Here is a 19,664-nt window from a genome sequence, read left to right as displayed (position 1 = left end):
ATCGCGGGACCATGGCGAACTATCACTTCAACTTCGCGATCGTCTGGCGCTATGCCGGCAAGCTGTTCGAGGGGCTCTGGCTCAGCCTCGAACTCGCCGCCGCGAGCATCGCGATCGGCATGGCAATCGGCCTCGTGCTGGCGCTGATCAGCCTGGACGGCCCGAAATGGGCGCGCCCGCTGATCGCGGCCTATGTCGAATTCGTCCGCAACGTGCCGCTGCTACTACTGGTCTATCTCGTCTTCTACGGCATCCCCAGCGCCATCGACCTGCAATATGACGCGGTGACCTCCTTCGTCGCGACGCTGTCGATCTATTCCGGCGCCTATCTGGTCGAGGTGATGCGGGCCGGACTGGAAGCCGTGCCGCGCGGGCTGATCGAGGCCGGCAAGGCGATCGGGCTGACACCGATGAAGGTGCTCTGGCATGTGCGCCTGCCGACGGCGATGCGCATCGCCCTGCCCTCGCTCTCCAACACCTATGTCTCGCTGTTCAAGGACACCTCGATAGCCTCGGCCATCGCCGTGCCCGAGCTTGCCTATGGCATGCGCTGGATCGAGACCCAGACCTTCCGCACCGTCGAGGTCTATCTCGTGGCGACGCCGATCTACCTGATCACCAGCTATGCCATCCTGCTGCTGCTTCGGCTCGCCGAGCGGCGCTACGCGATCGCGCGGTGACGGCATGGCGACGCTGATCCAGACCCTGCCCTTCCTCGTCGACGGCCTGCTGACGACCCTCTTGGTCTCGGCCTGCGTGATCGTGCTGTCGCTGATCGTCGGCTTGCCGCTCGGCTGCGTGCTCGCCTTCGGGCCGCTCTGGGCGCGCGCACCGATCCGGCTCTATGCCGATTTCGTGCGCGGCGTGCCGATCCTCGTCCTGCTCTATTTCGTCTATTACGGCCTGCCGGCGATCAAGGTGAACCTGCCGAGCCTGCTCGCCGCGATCGTTGCGCTGACCGCATTCAAATCGGCGCAGATCATCGAGATCACGCGCGGCTCGTTCCAGTCGATCCCGGCCGGCCAGACCGAGGCCGCCAAGGCGATCGGCCTCACGATGTTCGACCGCTTCGCGCATGTGCTGGCGCCGCAAGCCGTGCGCCGTTTCCTGCCGCCCTTCGTCAACAGCGTCGTCGACACCGTGAAGGGCTCCTCGCTGGTCTCGCTGCTCGGGATCGTCGACCTGATGCTGTCGCTGCAGCAGGTGATCGGGCGCACCCATGTGGCGCTGCCGCTCTATCTGATCGGCGCGCTGATGTATTTCGCCATCAACTTCCCGCTCTCGGCGCTCAGCCGCCGGCTCGAGAAGCGCTTCGTCTGAAAGGAGGCATCCATGGCCGAGACGGATGCCCGTCCCTCCGCCGCGCAACCGGTCATCGCGATCGAGGGCCTGACCAAGTCCTTCGGCGCCAACCAGGTGCTGAAGGGGGTCGACCTCTCCGTCGGCAAGGGCGAGGTCGTCGCGATCATCGGCCCCTCCGGCAGCGGCAAGACCACGCTGCTGCGCTGCATCAACTTCCTCGAGGAGTATGACGGCGGCTCGATCCGGATCGACGGCACCGAGGTCGGCTATCGCGATGGCGCAGGTGGCCGCAAGCGCCGCAACGACCGGGAGCTTGCCGCGATCCGCGTCGATGCCGCCATGGTGTTCCAGCAGTTCAACCTGTTCCCGCATCTCACCGCGGCGCAGAACATCATGCTCGGGCTGATGAAGTCGCGCGGGCGCTCCAAGGCCGAGGCGCGCGCCATCGCCGAGAAATGGCTCGCCCGCGTCGGACTTGCCGCGAAGGTCGATGCCTTGCCGGCGCAGATGTCAGGTGGCCAGCAGCAACGCGTCGGCATCGCCCGCGCGGTGGCGATGGAGCCGAAGGTGCTGCTGCTGGACGAGATCACCTCCGCGCTCGATCCGGAACTCGTCGGCGAGGTGCTGGCCGTGGTGCAGGAGCTCGCCTCCGAGGGCCGCACCATGATCCTCGTCACGCATGAGATGGCCTTCGCGCAGGAGGTGGCGGACCGCGTCGTCTTCACCGACCAGGGCCGGATCGTGATCGACGCGCCGCCCGCGCAGGTTTTCGGCGAACAGCCGCATGAGCGGTTGCGGTCCTTCCTGTCGCGCTTCGCCGGCTTCCGCCCCAACCCGGCGTGAGGAAACCATGAGCGCCGCCCTGTCCACCCTGCCCGACACCGCGCCTTATCGGCGCCTGGCGGAGCTTGGCCTCATGCTTCCGGCGCTGCCGCTGCCGATCGGCAATTTCGCGACCCATATCCACGAAGGCGACCTGATCTATCTCTCGGGCCAGGGGCCGACGCATGAGGACGGCCGGCTCCATACCGGCAAGGTCGGCCGCGACGTCAGCGTCGCCCAGGCCTATGACCATGCCCGGCTGACCGGCCTCAACCTGCTCGCCGTGCTGCATGGCGCGCTCGGCGACCTCGGCCGCGTCCGGCGTATCGTCAAGCTGCTCGGCATGGTCAATGCCGAGCCGGATTTCGGCGATCACCCGGCCGTCATCAACGGCTGTTCCGACCTTTTCGTCGCCGTCTTCGGCGAAGCCGGCCGACACGCCCGCTCGGCTGTCGGCTTCGGCTCGCTGCCACGCCAGATCACCGTCGAGATCGAGGCGATCGTCGCCGTGTCCTAGAGCATCGGGCCGATGCTCTAACCGGGGCAGCAGCCCCGCCCGCCCTCCAGGAGAAACCGATGACTGCCCCCGATATCCGCCCCTCCCTCGGCCTGCGCCCCGTCATCAACGTCTCGGGTACGATGACCGCGCTCGGCGCCTCGATCGTCGTGCCGGAAGCGGTTGCGGCAATGACAGCGATCCTGCCGCAATTCGTCGAGATCGACGATCTCCAGCGCAAGGCCAGCGCGGTCATCGCGCGGCTCTGCGGCAGCGAGGCCGGCTTCGTCACCGCCTCCTGCTCGGCCGGGATCACGCTGGCGATCGCCGGTGCGATGACGGGCGACGACCTCTACGCCGTCGAGCAACTGCCGGATGCCAGCGGCCTCCAGGACGAGGTCGTGATCATGATGGGCCATATGGTCGGCTATGGCGCGCCGGTCGAACAGGCGATCCGGCTTGCGGGCGCGACGCCGATCGTCGTCGGGCAGCCCACCAGCGCCCGCGCCTACCAGCTCGCCGGCGCAATCTCGGAACACACGGCGGCCGCGCTCTACGTCGTCTCGCACCATACCGTGCAGTACGGGCTGCTGCCGCTCGACGAGTTCGCAGCGATCTGCCACGAGCGCGGCGTGCCGGTCATCGTCGACGCGGCCTCCGAATACGACCTGCGCGGCTTCCTCGAGGCCGGCGCCGACATCGTGCTCTACTCCTCGCACAAGTTCCTGGGCGGGCCGACCGGCGGCATCGTCGCCGGGCGCAAGGCGCTGGTCCGTGCCGCCTTCATCCAGAATGGCGGCATCGGCCGCGGCATGAAGGTCGGCAAGGAAAGCGTGCTCGGCACGATGGCCGCGCTCGAAGCCTGGGAGAAGCGCGACCATGCCGGCATCAGGGCGCGCGAGCAGCGCGCGCTCGACCTCTGGCTTTCCCGTTTCACCGAGCGGCCCGGCGTGACGGCCGTCATCGAGCCCGATCCGACCAACAATCCGCTCGACCGGATGAAGCTCTCCGTCGATCCCGAGCAGGCGCATATCACCGCCTGGGACCTCGCCGACGCGCTGGCGCGCGGCACGCCGCCGGTCATCGTCAGGGATCACGAGGTCGAGCACGGCCATTTCTTCCTCGATCCCTGCAACCTGCATCCGGATGAGGAAGAGATCGTCGCCGCGCGCATCGTCACCGAACTGGAGACCGCGCGGCGCAGCAACACGATCATCGCAAGCCCGCTGATCGAGCGCCGCAACCGGCGCGCCGCCTCGCTGGCGAAATGGCCGGACTAGAGTATCGGACTGAATATCGTATTCAGTCCGATACTCTAGCTCTTTGATCTTGCATCGGCTTTTCCCGAAAACCGGATGCCACTTTTCGGGCCGATGCTATAGCGACCGGCGTTGACGAAACGGGCGGCAAAGCGGAGAGGTTCGCGGCCCCGACGGAAACCACTGCGGGTCACCGCCGTTTGAGTCGATACGCGGCAGGGATGAAAGCCCGGACATGACCAAAGCCACGACGACGGAAGCCAGCGGAGACGAGCCGGAGCGCGCGCCGCAGCGACGCTCGCGCGTCAGCGGCATCGACCGCGCCGTGCAGATCCTCGACCACCTCCAGCAGGAGGGCCGGGCCCAGACGGCCTATGAGGTCGCACGCGCGATCGGCGCGCCGCTTTCGACCGTCTATGCCATCGTCGAGGATCTGCTCGACAAGAGCCTGCTGGCGCGCTCCGGCGATGGCGGCGTCTGGCTCGGTCCCCGGCTCTACCATTACGGCCTCGCCTATGCCCGTGACCTCCAGGTCATCAATGTCGCGACGCATGAGATGCATGTGCTGGCGCGCGAGGTCGGCGAGACCGTGCAGATCTGTGGCCGTGACGGCGGCATGATGGTGGTCGAGGCGATGGCCGAGGGCCCCGGCCATTTCGTCATCACCTCGCGCGTCGGCACGCGCGTCCCGCTGAACTGGACCGCCTCAGGCCGGCTGCTGGTCGCCGGGCTCGATGAGGCCGAGCGGGCTGCGCTCTTCCGCAGAAGCGCCAAGGCCTCGCCGACCGGGCGCGCCGTCACCGATCCCGCCACCCTGCTCGCGCAAGCGCGCGACGCGCTCGCGGCGGGCGTGTCGATTCAGGCCGGGGAATCCGACTATGCGGTCGCCTGCATCGCGGCGCCGGTCCTGGATGAGGCCGGCGCCTGCCCGATCACCGTCTCGATCGTCCTGCCCGAATTCCGCGTGAACGAGGAGCATGCGAATTTCGTCGAAGCCGTGAAGGCTGCGGCCCGGCGCATCGAGGACAAGCTCGGCTGGCGCGTCGGCCCCTTCGCCAACGGGCGCAGATACGGCTAGACCGCCACGCCTCCAGGCGAGCGCGAACCGACCGATTCCGCTCACACGCGGGCGAGCGCGGCCTCGGCACTTGCAGCCATCGCCAGCAGCGGGCGATCCGCGCCGCGCCGGCCGATCAGCATCATCCCGACCGGCAGCGCGCCGGCCGGGACCGGCAGGGGCAGCGAGAGCGAGGGGGTGTCGAGCAGGTTACCGATGCGGGGGTTGCGCAGCACGAGGCCGTTGGCATGGTGGAAGCCGGCATCGTCGGCGACCGAGGCAAGGAGCGGCGCCCGGATCGGGGTCGTCGGGATGAGATAGACGGTATCGTCGGTCATCGCCGCCGCGAAAGCCGCGACAGCCGCCGCCCGCCAGCGCTGCATACGGACATAATCGACGCCGAGGATGCCGGCGCCGGCCTCGATGCGCACGCGCGTCTTGGGGTCGACCTCGTCGAGGCCGTCGACGCCGAGATCGCGCAGGGTCGCGCCGAGCTCGATCGACGGGAAGCCGCCGATCCTGTCGAGCGCGGCCAGAGCATCGAGACTCGGATCGAGCGAGCCGTCCTCGACGCTCAGGCCGGCGCGCCGCAACCGGTCCAGACCCGCTTCGAACGCCTCGGTGACCTCGGCCTCCATCGCATCGAACAGGCGCCCACGCGCGACCACGAAGCGGGCCTGCGGCCGCGGCGCCAATGGCGATGGCGCCTGCCCTGCCAGAACGGCATCGGTCATGGCGCAATCGACGACGGATCGGGCGATCGGGCCGACCGTGTCGAGCGTGCTCGAAAGGGAGAAGGCGCCGGTCGTCGGAACGCGGCCGGAGGTCGGCTTGAAGCCGACCGCACCGGTCAGGGCTGCCGGAATGCGGATCGAGCCGCCGGTGTCGCTGCCGATCGCGATCTCGGCCATGCCGTCCACCACCGAGACGACGGCGCCCGAGGACGAGCCGCCAGGCGCCCGGCTGCGATCATGCGGATTGCCGGCAACCGGGTCATGGGCGTTGGTGCCGAGCGCCGAAAAGGCGAATTCGGTCATCTGCGTCTTGCCGACGATGACGGCGCCGGCAGCGCGCAGACGCTGGACGATCGGCGCGTCGGCCGCGGCCGGCGGCTGGCGGCGCAAGACGGCTGCGCCGGCGCGCGTCGTCTCGCCGGCGACATCGAACAGGTCCTTGATCGAGACGATCCGGCCATCCAGCGGCCCCAACGGCTTTCCGGCCGCGATCCGGGCATCGGACGCCTCGGCCTCGCGCCGTGCGGAGGCTTCGTAGAGCGTCGTGAAGACCTTCCCGCCTTCGAGCTTGGGATCGCGAATCCGGCCGAGCGCCTGGTCGAGGCGCTCGGTGGCGGACGGACGGAGGCTTTCGGTCATCGGAACACCTTTCTCGAGCAACGACCCGGCGCAGGTGGAAAGCGGCGGGAATCGTGGCGAGCCTATCCATTGCAGGCGCGGCGTAAATGGCCTCCGACGCTTGGGGTGCAGTGCACGGCCGCCGCAGCGGCATGGACCACCGCGCCCCTACCGCAGCGGGCTTCGAGCCGCTGCGTGTTCACATGGCGACGGCCGCACAGTAGAACGGATGCGTGACGCCATTCTCGTATCGCCTTGTCGCCATTGGGCGCCATGACGGCACGAGGCAGCGACTCCCCGGATTTCTGAAAGGCTGAATCATGTCCAAGTGGAGCGATTTCAAGCGCGACGCGATCTTCGTCGGCGGGCGCTGGCTGGACAAGGCGTCGGGTGGAACAATCGACGTGACCGATCCGGCGACGGGTAAGATGCTCGGCTCGGTGCCCTCGGCTGGTGTCGAGGAGACGCGCGCCGCGATCGAAGCCGCGCATGCCGCCTTCCCGGCCTGGGCTGCCAAGACCGCGCAGGAGCGCGCCGTGCTGCTGCGCAAGCTCGCCGACGAGATCCTGAAACATCAGGATGCGCTGGCCGAACTCCTGACCCGCGAGCAGGGCAAGCCTCTGGCCGAGGCCAGGGGCGAGGTCGGCATGAGCGCGGCCTATGTGCTGTGGTTCGCCGAGGAGGCGCGGCGCGTCTATGGCGACGTCATCCCCTCGCCCTGGGCCGACCGCCGCATCATCGTGACCAAGCAGCCGCTCGGCGTGGTCGGCGCGATCACGCCCTGGAACTTCCCCTCCTCGATGCTGGCCCGCAAGATCGGCCCGGCGCTGGCGGCGGGCTGTACCGTCGTCGCGAAGCCGGCCTCGCAGACGCCCTATTCGGCACTGGCCTGGGGCATCCTCGCCGAGAAGGCCGGCATCCCGACCGGCGTCGTCAATGTCGTGACGGGTGATGCCCGCACCGTCGGCGGCGAGCTCACCGGCAATCCGCTGGTGCGCAAGATCACCTTCACCGGCTCGACACCGGTCGGCAAGGTGCTGCTGAAGCAGGCAGCCGACACGGTGAAGAAGGTCTCGATGGAGCTCGGCGGCAACGCGCCCTTCATCGTCTTCGACGATGCCGATCTCGACCGGGCGGTCGAAGGCGCGATCGCCGCAAAATTCCGCAATTCCGGCCAGACCTGCGTCTGCACCAACCGCTTCTACGCGCAGGCCGGCATCTACGACGCCTTCGTCGAGAAGCTGACCGCGGCGGTCAAGAAGCTCAAGCTCGGCTCCGGGCTTGAGACCGGCGTGACGCAAGGACCGCTGATCGACGACAAGGCGATCGCCAAGGTCGAGGAGATGGTGGCTGACGCCAAGGCCAAGGGCGGCGCCGTGGCAACCGGCGGCAAGCGCTCGGAGCTGGGCCTCAGCTTCTACGAGCCGACCGTCATCGCAGGCGCGACCAGCGCCATGCAGTTCGCGCGCGAGGAGATCTTCGGGCCGGTCGCCCCGGTCTTCCGCTTCGAGACCGAGGAGGAGGCGCTGCGCCTCGCCAACGACACCGAATACGGGCTCGCCTGCTATTTCTACACCCGCGATCTCGGCCGCACCTTCCGGGTCTCGGAGGCGCTGCAATACGGCATCGTCGGGGTGAACGAGGGACTGGTGACCACCGAGGTCGCGCCCTTCGGCGGCGTCAAGGAATCCGGGCTCGGCTCGGAAGGCTCGAAATACGGCCTGCAGGACTATCTCGACGTGAAATACACCTGCATCGGCGGGATCGGGGCAACGGCCTAGCTGGCTCCGCATCCATGACACGCGACCTCGCAGCGCGACGGCACAACGCCATCCTGGCGAAGCTCGATGAGACGGGCTCCGTCACGGTGGAGGAACTGGCGCAGGCGCTCGACGTCTCGCGCGAGACGGTGAGGCGCGATCTCAAGGCCCTGTCGGCGGGCAGCCTGCTCGCGATCGTCCATGGCGGCGCGATCCGCAACGAGCGCTCGGAAGCCTCCTTCGCCAGCCGCCGCACCGTGAACCGCGCCGGTAAGGAGGCGATCGCCGATCTCGCGGTCTCGCTGATCGGCGACGGCATGACCATCCTGCTCGATTCCGGCACGACGACCGAGGCCTTGGCCCGCGCCTTGGCCCGGTCCGACCGCAAGCGCCTGATCGTGCATACGACCTCGCTGGAGAATGCCCGGCTCGTCAGCCGGCTGGCCGGCGCCCGCGTCTTCCTGATCGGCGGCGAGTTCGATCGCAACGAGGATGCGACCACCGGCCCGGAGACGCTGCGGGCGATCGCGCGGCTCTCCGCCGATTTCGCCTTCGTCAGCGTCGGCGGCGTCGATCCGAACGGGCACCTCACCGACTACACCCGCGCCGGTGCCGCGACCCGCACCGCCCTGCTGAACGCGGCCGAGCAGGGTTTCCTGATGGCGGATAGCGGCAAGTTCGGGCTCGTGCTGCCCAGCCGCATCGTTGGCGACAAGCCTTGCGCCGGGCTTCTGGTTGATCAGGTTCCATCCACCCCGCTCGCCGCGAAACTGGCAGAGCAAGGGGTTCGAATCCACGCCGCATGAATTGCCCGTTTTTGTGGTTTTTTGTTGTTTCCTGAATTCAAGCCGCTAAGCTGCCTTCCATCGCGGAGGCGCTCATGTCCATTCCCACCCAATCCCGTGTCGTCATCATCGGCGGCGGCATCATCGGCTGCTCGGTCGCCTATCACCTGACCAAGCTCGGCTGGCGCGACGTGCTGCTCCTGGAGCAGGGGCGCCTCTCCTCCGGCACGACCTGGCATGCGGCCGGCCTCGTCGGGCAGCTCCGCAGCCAGTCCAGCATGACGCGCCTGATCCGCTACTCGACCGAGCTCTACGCCTCGTTGGAGAACGAGACCGGGCTCGCTACCGGCTGGAAGCGCTGCGGCTCGGTCTCGGTCGCCCGCACGGAGGAGCGCATGACGCAATTGCGCCGGACGATCTCGGCAGCGCGCGCGCAAGGCGTCGAGATCGAGGAGCTCAGCCCGCAGGAGGCCGGCGATAAATGGCCGGTGATGCGCACCGACGATCTCGTCGGCGGCGTCTGGCTGCCCGGCGACGGCAAGGCCAACCCCTCCGACATCACGCAGGCGCTGGCCCGCGGCGCCCGCAGCGGCGGCGCGACCGTGCGCGAGGGCGTCCGCGTCACCGGCATCGAGACGGAGAAGGGCCGGGTCAAGGCGGTCCAGACCGATCAGGGCCGGGTGGAATGTGAGGTGCTGGTGATCTGCGCCGGGCAGTGGTCGCGCACGATCGGCCAGATGTGCGGCGTCTCGGTGCCGCTGCATTCGGCCGAGCACATGTACATCGTCACCGGCAAGATCGCCGGCGTGACGCCGGACCTGCCGGTGATGCGCGACCCCGACGGCTATATCTATTTCAAGGAGGAGGTCGGCGGGCTCGTCATGGGCGGGTTCGAGCCGGATGCGAAGCCCTGGGGCATGGATGGCATCCCCCATCCGTTCGAGTTCCAGCTCCTGCCCGACGACTGGGACCAGTTCGGCATCCTGATGGAGAACGCACTACAGCGCGTGCCGGCGCTGGAGACGGCCGAGATCAAGACCTTCCTCAACGGCCCCGAGAGCTTCACGCCGGACAACAACTTCCTGCTCGGCGAGGCGCCGGAGGTGGCGGGCGTCTATGTCGGCGCCGGCTTCAACTCGATGGGCATCGCGTCCGCCGGCGGCGCCGGAAGGGCGCTGGCCGAATGGATCGTCGAGGGCGAGGCGACGAGCGATCTCTGGCCGGTCGATATCCGCCGCTTCGCCGATTTCAACAACAACCCGGCCTGGCTGAAGGACCGGATCAAGGAAACGCTCGGGCTGCATTACGCCATGCCCTGGCCGAACCGCGAGCTCGACACCGCCCGCCCCTTCCGGCGCTCGCCGCTCTATGACCGGCTCGCCGCCAAGGGCGCCGTCTTCGGCTCGAAAATGGGCTGGGAGCGCGCCAATTATTTCGCCCGCACCGAGGCAGAGCGCTCGATCGGCTATTCCTTCGGTCAGCAGAACTGGTTCGAGACGGTCGCGGCCGAGCATCGCGCCTGTCGAGAAGCGGCCGGGCTCGTCGACATGTCGAGCTTCGCCAAGTTCCTGCTGCAGGGGCCGCAGGCCGAGACCGCCCTGCAACGCCTCGCCGCCAATGATGTCGCGGTTCCGGTCGGTACCTCCGTCTATACCGCGCTGCTCAATGCCCGAGGTACGTTCGAAAGCGACCTCACCGCCGCCCGGATCGCGCCCGACAGCTATCTCCTGCTCACCGGCACCGCCCAGGCGACGCGCGACGCCCACTGGATCAGGCGGCAGCTGCCCGAGGGCGTGACGCTGACGGACGTCACCTCGTCCTATGCCGTGCTCTCGCTCGCCGGGCCGAAGGTCCCCGAAATCCTCAGCCGTCTTTCGCCGACCTCCTTCGACCTCGCCGATTTCCCAGCCAACGCAATCCGCAAGATCACGATCGGCTATGCCACGACCTGGGCCTGCCGCCGCTCCTATCTCGGCGACGGCTTCGAGCTCTATGCGCCCGTCGAGTTCACTGCCGCGATCTATGACGCGCTGCACGAGGCCGGCGCCGATCTCGGGCTGGTCGATGCCGGCTACTACGCCGTCGACTCGCTGCGCATCGAGAAGGGTTTTCGCGCCTGGGGTCGCGAATTGACGCCGGACGTCAACCCCTACGAGACCGGCCTCGGCTTCGCGGTGAAGCTCGGCAAGGGCGATTTCCTCGGTCGGGAGGCGCTCGTCGCCGCCAAGGCGGCGTCGCGCACGAAACGGCTGATCGCTCTTGTCGGGCCACGCCCGAACGGGCAAATGGCCTGGGGCGGCGAAGCGATCCTGGCGGATGGCAAGCCGGTCGGCGAGATCACCTCGGCCGCTTTCGGCGCGAGCCTCGACGGCATCGTGGCTCTGGGCTGGGCCTCAAGCGACCAGCCGATCGACCAGGCCTGGCTCGATGCACGGAGCTGGGCGATCGACCTCGCCGGCACCACCGTTCCGGTCAGCGCGAGCCTCGCGGCGCCACTCGACCGCAAGAGGTGAGCAGCGCCCTGATGCTCGCCTGATCCGCTCAGACGAAAGCGACATTCCGCGTTTGTGCGCGCAGACGCGGATCGTAGGAGCGGATTTCGACCAGCCTGCCGTCGAGGATTTCGAAGCAGCGGGCCAGCGTGTCGTCCGAAAGCCGCCGCATCGCCTCGGCCGTGAAGAAGGTCAGGTGCGGGAACAGGATGACGTCGTCACGGCCGAACAAAGGGCTGAGCGGATGGCCCTGCCGGGCGAGCGGCTCCTGGCTGTAGACGTCGAGCCCGACACCGCCGAGCTTCCCCGCCAGCACCGCCTCGACCAGCGCCGCCTCGTCGATCAGCGCGCCGCGCGAGACATTGACGAGGATGGCTCCGGGCTTGAGGCAGGCGAGCTCGGCCCGGCCGATGATGTGACGGGTCGTATCGTTCAGGACGCTGTGGAGCGAGACCAGATCGCATTGCCGGAGCATCGCGTGGAGGTCGTCGACCTTCTCGATCCCGGCCGCCGCCATGGTCGCGGCATCGACATGCGGATCGTAGCCGAGGACGCGCGCTCGGAACCCCTGCCCCGCCATCCGCGCCATGCTGCGGCCGATCTTGCCGGTACCGACCAAGCCCAGCGTCGCCCCGGCGATGTCGCGGCCGAGCCAGCGCGCAGCCGGCCAAATCCAGCCCTCGCTTTGCACGGCTTGGCCGATCTCCGGCAGGCGCTTGGCCAGCGCGATCATCAGGGCGAAGGCGCCCTCCGCGACCGTCTCCTCGGCATATTCGGGCACGTTGACCACGGGGATTCCGCGCGCGATCGCGGCGGGGATGTCGATCGCATCGATGCCGACGCCGTATTTGACGATGCCCTTGAGCCTGGGCGCCGCCGCGATTACTCGCGCCGTGACGGGCGTGTAGCACATCAATAGCAGGTCGGCGTCGGCGACCTCCCGCATCAGCGCCTCCTCGGGAATCCCGTCGGGGAGCGTGACGAGGTCGACGCCCCGCGCACGCAAGCCGGCGTCGATCTCCGGGCATTCCAGTTCCCGGTCGGTGCGGACGGCCTTCATCATCGTTCCCTCAGCCGGCCAGGATCGCCTGCTCGACAATGCCGAGCGCGCGTTCGAGATCGGCCCGCGCGATCACCATCGGCGGCGACAGGGTCAGCACATTGCCCTGGCTGATCTTGAAGCTCAGCCCGGCTTCGAGGCAGCGGTAATAGACCCGCTCGGCGAGCGTATTGTCGGGCGTCCAGGCATCGCGATCCGCGACAAGCTCGACCCCGAAGAGTAGGCCGCGTCCGCGCATGTCGCCGACGGCCGGGCAGCTCGCGCCGAAATTTCGCAGCCGCTCCATCGCATAAGCGCCGAGCTCAGCGGCGCGTTCCGCCAGCCCCTCCTCGCGGATGATGTTGATCGTGGTCAGCGCCGCACGGGTGGTGACCGGGTTCTTCTCATGGGTGTAATGGCCGATCGCATAGCCGCCGGCGACATCGAGATCGCGCCGCGCGATCACCGCGGCGATCGGCAGGATACCGCCGCCCAGCGCCTTGCCGAGCACGACCATGTCCGGCTGCACATCGTCATGCTCATGGGCGAAGAAGCGCCCGGTCTTGCCGAGTCCGGTCGGGATCTCGTCGAAGATCAGCAACGTGCCATGCCGGTCGCAGGCCTCGCGCACGCTTTTCCAGAAGCCGGGCGCCGGTGGATAAGGCGTCGCCCGCATCGGCTCGGCGACGACGGCCGCGACGTCCCCTTCCCGCGCCAGCACATAGGAGATCATGCGGGCACAGGCGCGCGCCGAATCCTCCAGATTGTCATGGCCATAGGCGCAGTTGCGGGTGCCCCAGGGCGCGACATGCTCGGCGCCCGGCAGTAACGGCCCAGCGATGCCGGAGCGGAAAGTCGCCTCGCCGCCGACGCTGGAGGCGCCGAAGCCGGCACCATGGAAGGCATCCCAGAAGGACAAGGTCTTGAAGCGGCCGGTCGCGGCGCGGGCGAGCCTCAGCGCGACCTCGATCGCATCCGAGCCGCCGGTGGTGAACAGCACCTTGCCGAGGTCGCCCGGCGCCATCTGCGCGAGCGTCTCGGCCAGTTCGACCGCCGGCTCGCAGGTGAAGCGGCGCGGCGCGAAGCAGAGCTCGTCGAGCTGCGCCTTGATCGCCTCCTTCAGGCGCGGATGGCCATAGCCGATATGGTGGACGCTGTTGCCATGGAAATCCATGTAGCGGCGCCCCATCGTGTCCTCGATCCAGATGCCCTCCGCCTTGGCGATGGCGGTGAGGCAAGGACTCGACAGGCTCTGGTGCAGGAAGGCGGCGGAATCGCGCGCCAGCAATTCGCGGGTTCCAGCATCGCCGATCCCCGCAGACCAGTCGCTGCGTGCCGCGGAGGTGTTGGATTCGCCTTCGGTATGAACGATGGCAGCGGTTTCGGCGCGCATGGCAAGGCCTCGGTTCGCGCCGGTGCAGCGCTGTCGAGGTCACAATGCCTGCGCCTTATCAATCTGAAAAATCGCTATTTCATATCCAGGTATAAATTTCAGCGATATCGTCGCGCATCGATTTTCGAGGCTTCGTCCGTCATGCGTCATGTCCAGCTCCGGGCCTTCCATCAGGTCGCGCTGTCCGGCGGCTTCTCGAAAGCGGCGCTGGCGCTCAACCTCACCCAGCCGGCGATCTCGGATCAGGTCCGCAAGCTGGAGGAGGAATACGACGTCGCGCTGTTCAGCCGCCGCCATCGCCAGGTCGTCCTGACACCGGCCGGTCAGAGGCTTCTCGCGGTCACGCATCGCCTGTTCGGGGCCGAGGGCGAGGCGCTGGAGCTTCTGCAGGAGGAGCGCTCGCTGCGTACCGGCGCACTCCGGATCGTCGCCGATTCCGTGCATCATGTGCTCGACGTGCTCACCGCCTTCCGCAAGCGCCATCCCGGCATCCAGGTCTCGATCGCGCAGGGCAATACCGGGAGCATCGTCGAGACGTTGATCGGCTACGATGCCGAGATCGGCGTGCTCGGCGAACTTGCCGACGAGCGGCCCTTCGAAGTGCTGCCGCTCAACGTCTCACCGATCATCGCCTTCGCGGCGAAGGGCCATCCCGCGGCAGCGCGTCCAGCGCTTTCATTGCAGGAGCTGGCGACATGGCCGCTGGTCATGCGCGAGCGTGGCTCACGCACGCGGCAATTGCTGGAGCAGCGGGCGGCGGAACAGGGTGTTGCGCTAAGTTACGCCGTCGAAGCGGAAGGCCGCGAGGCGGTGCGCGCCATCGTGGCGGCAGGCGGCGGCATCGGCTTCGTCTCGGCGGCCGAATTCGGCGAGGACGATCCGCGGCTCGTCCGCATCCCGCTCGGCGGGCCGCCGCTCCTGATGCACGAGAAGCTGATCTGCCTGCACGAGCGCCGCAACAGCAAGATCATCCAGGCCTTCTTCGCGCTGGCGCGATCCCTGCGTGGATGACAGCGCTAGGGCAGCGCCCTTCCCGTCCGCAGAGCGTGCGCCCAATCCGTTCGCCCGCTCTCCTCGGCACGCCGGGCCGAGCGCTCCCAGTCATAGGCGACGAGGTGATGCTCGATTGTGATCTCCGTCCCGAGCGTGACGACGGCGAAGCGAGCGTGCGGCATGCCGCTCTCGGACACATGGGGCGGCTTGGCGTCGCGATAGGCCGGATTGCCGGCGCTGCCGGGATTGAGGACCACCGCACCGGAGCTCAACCGCGCCGTGCGCGTTTGATGGCTGTGCCCGCAGAGCATGAGGGGCGCCGTCCGCCCGGCGAGGCGCTGTTCGATCGTCGGGATCGGAGACGGCACGAGATACCCGTTCTGGACCTCCTCCATCAGATAGGTCGAGTCGTTGCCGGGACAGGCGTGGAAGCAGAGCGCGCCTTCCACCGTGATCTCGACAGGCAGGCCGGCGAGCCAGGCACGGGACTCCGGATCGAGCGCCTGCCAGGCGTAGCTGTCCGAGGTGCCGAGTTCGTCGGGCGAGGCCGCGCCCATCGCCCGGTCGTGATTGCCCCGGACATGGCTCATCACGCGTGACCGCAGCAGCGCGACGGTCTCGACCGGCCAGAGCGGGCTTGAGGCGCAATCGCCGAGATTGACGATGCGATCCGGCGCGAGCGCATCGAGTTTGGCCAGTACCGCTTCGAGCGCGGGCAGGTTGCCATGGATGTCGGCGATCACTCCAAGACGCACAGTCGATATCCTAACGCTGGCGCCATTGCTGCAGGCGGCCGAAGACCAGATTGTCGAGACCGACATGAAGGAGCTTCACGGCGATCGCGGTGGCCATGATGACGCTCGCCATGCCCGCGGCCGAGGCCATGGCGCCCGCCTCGTCCATATGGACGATCGCGATCGAGGCGAGCTTGGTGTCGGCCCCATAGAGGAAGATCACGGCGGAGACCGTGGTCAGCGCGTTGACGAAGACATAGACCGCGATGTCGAGGATCGCCGGCAGGCAGATCGGCGCGGTCACGCGGCGGAAGGTCGACCAGAACGGCACCTTGAGCGAGGCGGAAACCGACTCGAACTCGCCGTCGAGCTGCTTCAGGCTGGTCAGCGCCGTGATGTGCCCGACCGTGTAGAAATGCGCGACGGTGTTGATCACCAGGATCGCCAGCGTCCCATAGAGGAAGCCGAGCGGGTTCCAGCCGGCATTGTAGAAGAAGACATAGCCGAGGCCGAGCACGAGGCCGGGCACCGCCATCGGCAGCATCGCCAGGAACTGGGCGAAGGCGCGCAGCCGCGGGAACAGCTTCACCTTCTCGATCAGGTAGGCGCCGGTGAAGATCAGCGACGTGCCGATCACCGCCGTCAGCGAAGCCAGCAGCAGCGAGTTGCGATACGGACCCCAGCCATCGGGCTCGACTGCCGAGAAGTCGTAATTGCCCAGCGTCAGCGACAGGTTGTACGGCCAGTATTTGACGAAGGAACCCCAGAAGGCGATCGCATAAGGGCCGACGATGGCGAGCGCGACCAGGCTGACGAAGCCGAGCAACCCGAGGTCGCGGCGCCGCTCCGGCTTGGGAACATAAGGCACGGCACGGGCCGAGAGCATGGCGCTCTGGCGCCGCTGCACGACACGGTCGACGAAGAAGGCGAGCACGGCCGGCACCAGCAGGATGATGCCGACGACCGCGCCCATCGGGAAATTCTGCTGGCCGACCACCTGCCGGTAGGCGTCGGTCGCCAGCACGCTGAACTGCCCGCCGATCACCTTGGGAATGCCGAAATCGGTGATGACCAGCGTGAAGACGACGAAGGTCGCGCTGATCACGCCGTAGCGCGCACCCGGCAGGGTGATTGTGTGGAAGATGCGCCAGCGCGAGGTGCCCATCGCGTCCGCCGCCTCGCGCAAACGGCCGTCGGAGAGTGCCAGCGCCGTGACGAGGATCAGCATCGCATGGGGGAAGCAGTAGAGCACCTCGGCCGCAATGATGCCGACGGGGCCGTAAAGCGAGGCGCCCATCATCCAGGATTTCAGAATGCCTTGGTTGCCGAAGAGGTAGATCAGCGCCAGGCCCGAGAGCAGCGAAGGCGCAAAGACCGGGACCATCGCGGCGGCGTAGAAGGCGCCCTTGGCCGGGATGCAGCTGCGGCGCAAAGCATAAGCGTAAAGGAAGGCGAGCGGCACCACGATCGCGGTCGTCACGCCGGCGACGAGCAGGCTGTTCAGCAGCGAATAGAACAGCGAGGGCGTCGTCGCATAGCTGACGAAATTGGCGAGGCCGACGAACTTGCCGTCCGTGTTCTCCAGGCTCTTGGAGAGCAGCGCCCAGAGCGGCAGGGCGATGATCAAGACCAGCACGGCGCAGAGGGCCAGGATGAGCGCGCCGGCGACGTGACGCTCGCTGACCCGCAGCGGTGCGACTTTCACGGGGGTATCGGTCATCGGCAGGGGCTGTACGAGATCGCTCATCGTCCCTCCCCGGCAAAGACGTGCAGGGCCTCGGGCGGAAAGGCGACTGTGCGCACCTGCCCCGGCACGATCCCGAGATCGCGCATCGCGTTGGACGAGAAATCGGCGGCGATCCGGGTCGCGCGCGAGCCGGTCGGTTCAAGATGCGCCCGGCAATAGGAGCCGAGGAAGGCGAGATCCCCGATCGTCGCCTCGAAGCGGTTCGGCGTCTCCGCGCCGATGCCGCGGGTGCGGACCTCCTCCGGCCGCATCGCCAGACGCACCGGCGTGCCCGCGGCGAAGGGCGCGGCATTGGCGACGACGAGGTCGAGCTCGTCGACGCGGACCTTGCCCGGCCCGGTCACGATCGCGTCCATGAAAGTCATGTGCCCGACGAAATCGGCGACGAAGGGCGTCGCCGGGCGACGGTAGATCTCCTCGGGCGAGCCGACCTGCTCGACCGCGCCATCCCGCATCACGACGATGCGGTCGGCCATGGCGAGCGCCTCCTCCTGGTCATGCGTCACCATGATCGTGGTCACACCCAGTCGCTGCTGCAGCGAGCGCATCTCGCCGCGCAGGCGCTCCCGGACCTTGGCGTCGAGCGCCGAAAGCGGCTCGTCGAGCAGGAGCAATTCCGGCGCGGTGGCAAGCGCACGCGCCAGCGCCACGCGCTGCTGCTGGCCGCCCGAAAGCTGGACCGGATATTTCCTGCCCTGCTCCGGCAAGCCGACGAGCGTCAGGAGTTCATTGACGCGCTTGGCGATCTCGTCGCGGGTGCGGCGCCGGTTGACCAGCCCGTAGCCGACATTGTCGGCGACGGTGAGATTGGGAAAGAGCGCATAGGACTGGAAGACGATGCCGAAATCGCGCTCGGACGGGCTGGCATGCGAGACGTCGCGCCCACCCATATGGATCGTGCCGCTATCCTGGAGATCAAGGCCGGCGACCGCCCGCAGCAAGGTGGTCTTGCCGCAGCCGGACGGGCCGAGGAAGCAGACGAATTCGCCGCGATGGATATCGAGATCGATATCGTGAAGCGCCCGGAACGCGCCGAAATTCTTGGCGAGATTGCGGACCGAGAGGAACGGGGTCGTGGTGGTGGACATCGGGCCGGCCTTCATCTGAACGGGCAGAGATCCGTCCCGCGGACAACGGCGGGACTTCTCTAGACGTCTTGCACAGACCATGCCGCCGGCCGCCCGAGCGGCCGGCGGCATGGCAAAGGCTCAGTTCTTCGGCGCCGCCTTGGACTCGTAGCGCTTCGACCATTCGGCGAGCACGCGGTCGCGGTTATCGGCCATCCAGCCGAGATCGTTCTTGATCATGCCGGCTTCGGCATTGGCGGGATAGTTGGCCGGCTTGGTGCCGACGCCTGGCGCGGCGACGATCGCGTAGGTCTTCGAATAGAGCTCGTTGGCGTCCTTGGTCGTCGACCAGTCGGCGATCTTCTTGGCGAGAGCGAGGTTCTTGGAGCCCTTGACGATGGCGCTGGCCTCCATCTCCCAGCCCACGCCCTCCTTCGGGATCACGACCTCGATCGGTGCGCCCTTGCTCTTCTCGGAAGCGCCGCGCATGTCGAGCGCGAGCCCGATCGTGCGCTCGCCGCGCGCCGCCTGGACGCAGGGCGCCGAGCCGGAATGCAGGTAGGCGCCGATATTCTCGTGCAGCCCGTCCATGAACTTCCAGCCCTCGGCCTCGCCCATGCTCTGCAGCCAGCCTGCGACCATCAGATAGCCGGTGCCCGACGAAGCCGGGTGCGGCATCACGATCTTGCCCTTGAAGGCCGGGTTGAGCAGGTCCTTCCAGGAACTCGGGACCGGCACGCCCTTGGCCTCGGCCGTATTGTAGCAGACGACGCCGAGATAGGCGTCCATGCCGGTCCAGGTGTAGGGCTCCTTGCCGTCGCGGAAGACCGGTTTCAGCGCATCGGCTCCGGCGGGCTTGTAGGTTTCGAGCAGGTTCGCCTTCTCGAACATCAGCAGGCTCGAGGCGGCCAGGCCCATCACCATGTCGGCGCGGGGATTGTCCTTCTCGGCCAGGAATCGGGCGGTGATGACGCCGGTGGAGTCACGGACCCAGACGACCTCCACCTCGGGCACGGCCTTCTCGATCGAGGCCTTGAACGGCGCGAGCTGATCGTTCTCAAGGGCCGTGTAGACGGTGACCTTGGTCTTCTGCGCCTGGGCAACGCCCGGAAGCGCGAGCGCGATGGCCCCGATGACGCAGGAAGCAAGCCAGTTCTTCATATTCTCATCCCCTGTTTTTCGATTGGTTTGAACGCTCTTGCGACGTTTTCTTCCCCTGACAGACGAAAACGCAGGCGGATCGCTCCGCCTGCGTTGGCTTTTCTTGTTTCACGCGGTCCAGGGCATCGACCACGTCTTGACGTTTGTGAAGGATTTCATGGCCTCGACGACGCCCTCCTTGTAACCGAGGCCGGAATCCTTGATA

At 67.6% G+C, this 19,664-nt stretch carries 17 protein-coding genes; 10 read left to right on the top strand and 7 right to left on the bottom strand.

Annotated elements, in window-relative coordinates; genetic code table 11:
* Window positions 1–11: 11 nt before the first annotated feature.
* The 6 genes from BLQ70_RS16850 to BLQ70_RS16825 all read left to right on the top strand — a co-directional run bounded on the left by BLQ70_RS16850 (window position 12) and on the right by BLQ70_RS16825 (window position 4,957).
* The gene (locus tag BLQ70_RS16850; RefSeq protein ID WP_061968233.1) at window positions 12–680 is read left to right on the top strand and encodes an amino acid ABC transporter permease; all 669 of its coding nucleotides are present in this window, start codon (window positions 12–14) and stop codon (window positions 678–680) included.
* A gap of 4 nt (window positions 681–684) precedes the next feature.
* On the top strand, window positions 685–1,320 hold the full coding sequence (locus BLQ70_RS16845) for an amino acid ABC transporter permease (RefSeq protein WP_061968234.1): 636 nt from the start codon (window positions 685–687) through the stop codon (window positions 1,318–1,320).
* Window positions 1,321–1,332: 12 nt separating this feature from the next.
* A complete protein-coding gene (locus BLQ70_RS16840; RefSeq protein WP_091858931.1) occupies window positions 1,333–2,145 on the top strand; it encodes an amino acid ABC transporter ATP-binding protein in 813 nt (270 codons plus the stop codon).
* Between the two features lie 7 nt (window positions 2,146–2,152).
* On the top strand, window positions 2,153–2,641 hold the full coding sequence (locus tag BLQ70_RS16835; protein ID WP_091858928.1) for a RidA family protein: 489 nt from the start codon (window positions 2,153–2,155) through the stop codon (window positions 2,639–2,641).
* A gap of 59 nt (window positions 2,642–2,700) precedes the next feature.
* The gene (locus tag BLQ70_RS16830) at window positions 2,701–3,900 is read left to right on the top strand and encodes an aminotransferase class V-fold PLP-dependent enzyme (RefSeq protein WP_091858925.1); all 1,200 of its coding nucleotides are present in this window, start codon (window positions 2,701–2,703) and stop codon (window positions 3,898–3,900) included.
* 214 nt (window positions 3,901–4,114) lie between these two features.
* Window positions 4,115–4,957, top strand: a complete 843-nt coding sequence (locus tag BLQ70_RS16825) for an IclR family transcriptional regulator (RefSeq protein ID WP_061968241.1) — start codon at window positions 4,115–4,117, stop codon at window positions 4,955–4,957.
* Between the two features lie 41 nt (window positions 4,958–4,998).
* Here the strand turns inward: BLQ70_RS16825 and BLQ70_RS16820 are convergent, their stop codons facing one another.
* Window positions 4,999–6,309: an amidase family protein gene (locus BLQ70_RS16820; protein WP_091858922.1), complete on the bottom strand. Its 1,311-nt coding sequence runs from the start codon at window positions 6,307–6,309 to the stop codon at window positions 4,999–5,001.
* Window positions 6,310–6,608: 299 nt separating this feature from the next.
* Here BLQ70_RS16820 and BLQ70_RS16815 point away from each other — a divergent pair, with 299 nt between their 5' ends.
* The 3 genes from BLQ70_RS16815 (at window position 6,609) to BLQ70_RS16805 (ending at window position 11,346) form a co-directional block, all read left to right on the top strand.
* Window positions 6,609–8,069 carry an NAD-dependent succinate-semialdehyde dehydrogenase gene (locus BLQ70_RS16815; RefSeq protein ID WP_091858919.1) on the top strand — a complete coding sequence of 487 codons (1,461 nt, stop codon included), beginning with the start codon at window positions 6,609–6,611 and terminating at the stop codon, window positions 8,067–8,069.
* A 14-nt stretch (window positions 8,070–8,083) separates the two neighbouring features.
* A complete protein-coding gene (locus BLQ70_RS16810) occupies window positions 8,084–8,854 on the top strand; it encodes a DeoR/GlpR family DNA-binding transcription regulator (RefSeq protein ID WP_091858916.1) in 771 nt (256 codons plus the stop codon).
* 74 nt (window positions 8,855–8,928) lie between these two features.
* Window positions 8,929–11,346 (top strand): GcvT family protein, encoded by a 2,418-nt coding sequence (locus BLQ70_RS16805; protein ID WP_091858913.1) that lies wholly within the window; start codon window positions 8,929–8,931, stop codon window positions 11,344–11,346.
* Window positions 11,347–11,374: 28 nt separating this feature from the next.
* Here the strand turns inward: BLQ70_RS16805 and BLQ70_RS16800 are convergent, their stop codons facing one another.
* Together BLQ70_RS16800 and pbfA are read right to left on the bottom strand one after the other, a co-directional pair.
* Window positions 11,375–12,388 (bottom strand): 2-hydroxyacid dehydrogenase, encoded by a 1,014-nt coding sequence (locus tag BLQ70_RS16800; RefSeq protein ID WP_244512056.1) that lies wholly within the window; start codon window positions 12,386–12,388, stop codon window positions 11,375–11,377.
* Window positions 12,389–12,395: 7 nt separating this feature from the next.
* The gene (gene pbfA / locus BLQ70_RS16795) at window positions 12,396–13,757 is read right to left on the bottom strand and encodes a (R)-1-hydroxy-2-aminoethylphosphonate ammonia-lyase (RefSeq protein ID WP_091858910.1); all 1,362 of its coding nucleotides are present in this window, start codon (window positions 13,755–13,757) and stop codon (window positions 12,396–12,398) included.
* Between the two features lie 141 nt (window positions 13,758–13,898).
* Here pbfA and BLQ70_RS16790 point away from each other — a divergent pair, with 141 nt between their 5' ends.
* Window positions 13,899–14,768 (top strand): LysR substrate-binding domain-containing protein, encoded by an 870-nt coding sequence (locus tag BLQ70_RS16790; protein WP_091858907.1) that lies wholly within the window; start codon window positions 13,899–13,901, stop codon window positions 14,766–14,768.
* A gap of 5 nt (window positions 14,769–14,773) precedes the next feature.
* Here BLQ70_RS16790 and BLQ70_RS16785 read toward each other — a convergent pair whose 3' ends face one another.
* The 4 genes from BLQ70_RS16785 to BLQ70_RS16770 form a co-directional block, all read right to left on the bottom strand.
* Complete coding sequence (locus tag BLQ70_RS16785; RefSeq protein ID WP_170843450.1) at window positions 14,774–15,505, bottom strand: metallophosphoesterase family protein; 732 nt, start codon at window positions 15,503–15,505, stop codon at window positions 14,774–14,776.
* Window positions 15,506–15,515: 10 nt separating this feature from the next.
* Entirely contained in the window at window positions 15,516–17,231 is a 1,716-nt protein-coding gene (locus BLQ70_RS16780) for a putative 2-aminoethylphosphonate ABC transporter permease subunit (protein ID WP_091858901.1), read from the bottom strand.
* Window positions 17,228–18,319 carry a putative 2-aminoethylphosphonate ABC transporter ATP-binding protein gene (locus BLQ70_RS16775; RefSeq protein WP_091859701.1) on the bottom strand — a complete coding sequence of 364 codons (1,092 nt, stop codon included), beginning with the start codon at window positions 18,317–18,319 and terminating at the stop codon, window positions 17,228–17,230. The genes BLQ70_RS16780 and BLQ70_RS16775 overlap by 4 nt, the downstream gene beginning before the upstream one ends.
* Window positions 18,320–18,439: 120 nt before the next feature.
* The gene (locus BLQ70_RS16770) at window positions 18,440–19,459 is read right to left on the bottom strand and encodes a putative 2-aminoethylphosphonate ABC transporter substrate-binding protein (RefSeq protein WP_091858899.1); all 1,020 of its coding nucleotides are present in this window, start codon (window positions 19,457–19,459) and stop codon (window positions 18,440–18,442) included.
* Window positions 19,460–19,664 lie beyond the last annotated feature (205 nt).

The organism is Allobosea robiniae (genome assembly GCF_900102525.1).
GTDB classification, from domain to species: domain Bacteria; phylum Pseudomonadota; class Alphaproteobacteria; order Rhizobiales; family Beijerinckiaceae; genus Allobosea; species Allobosea robiniae.
This window is presented reverse-complemented; position numbering and strand designations above follow the sequence as displayed.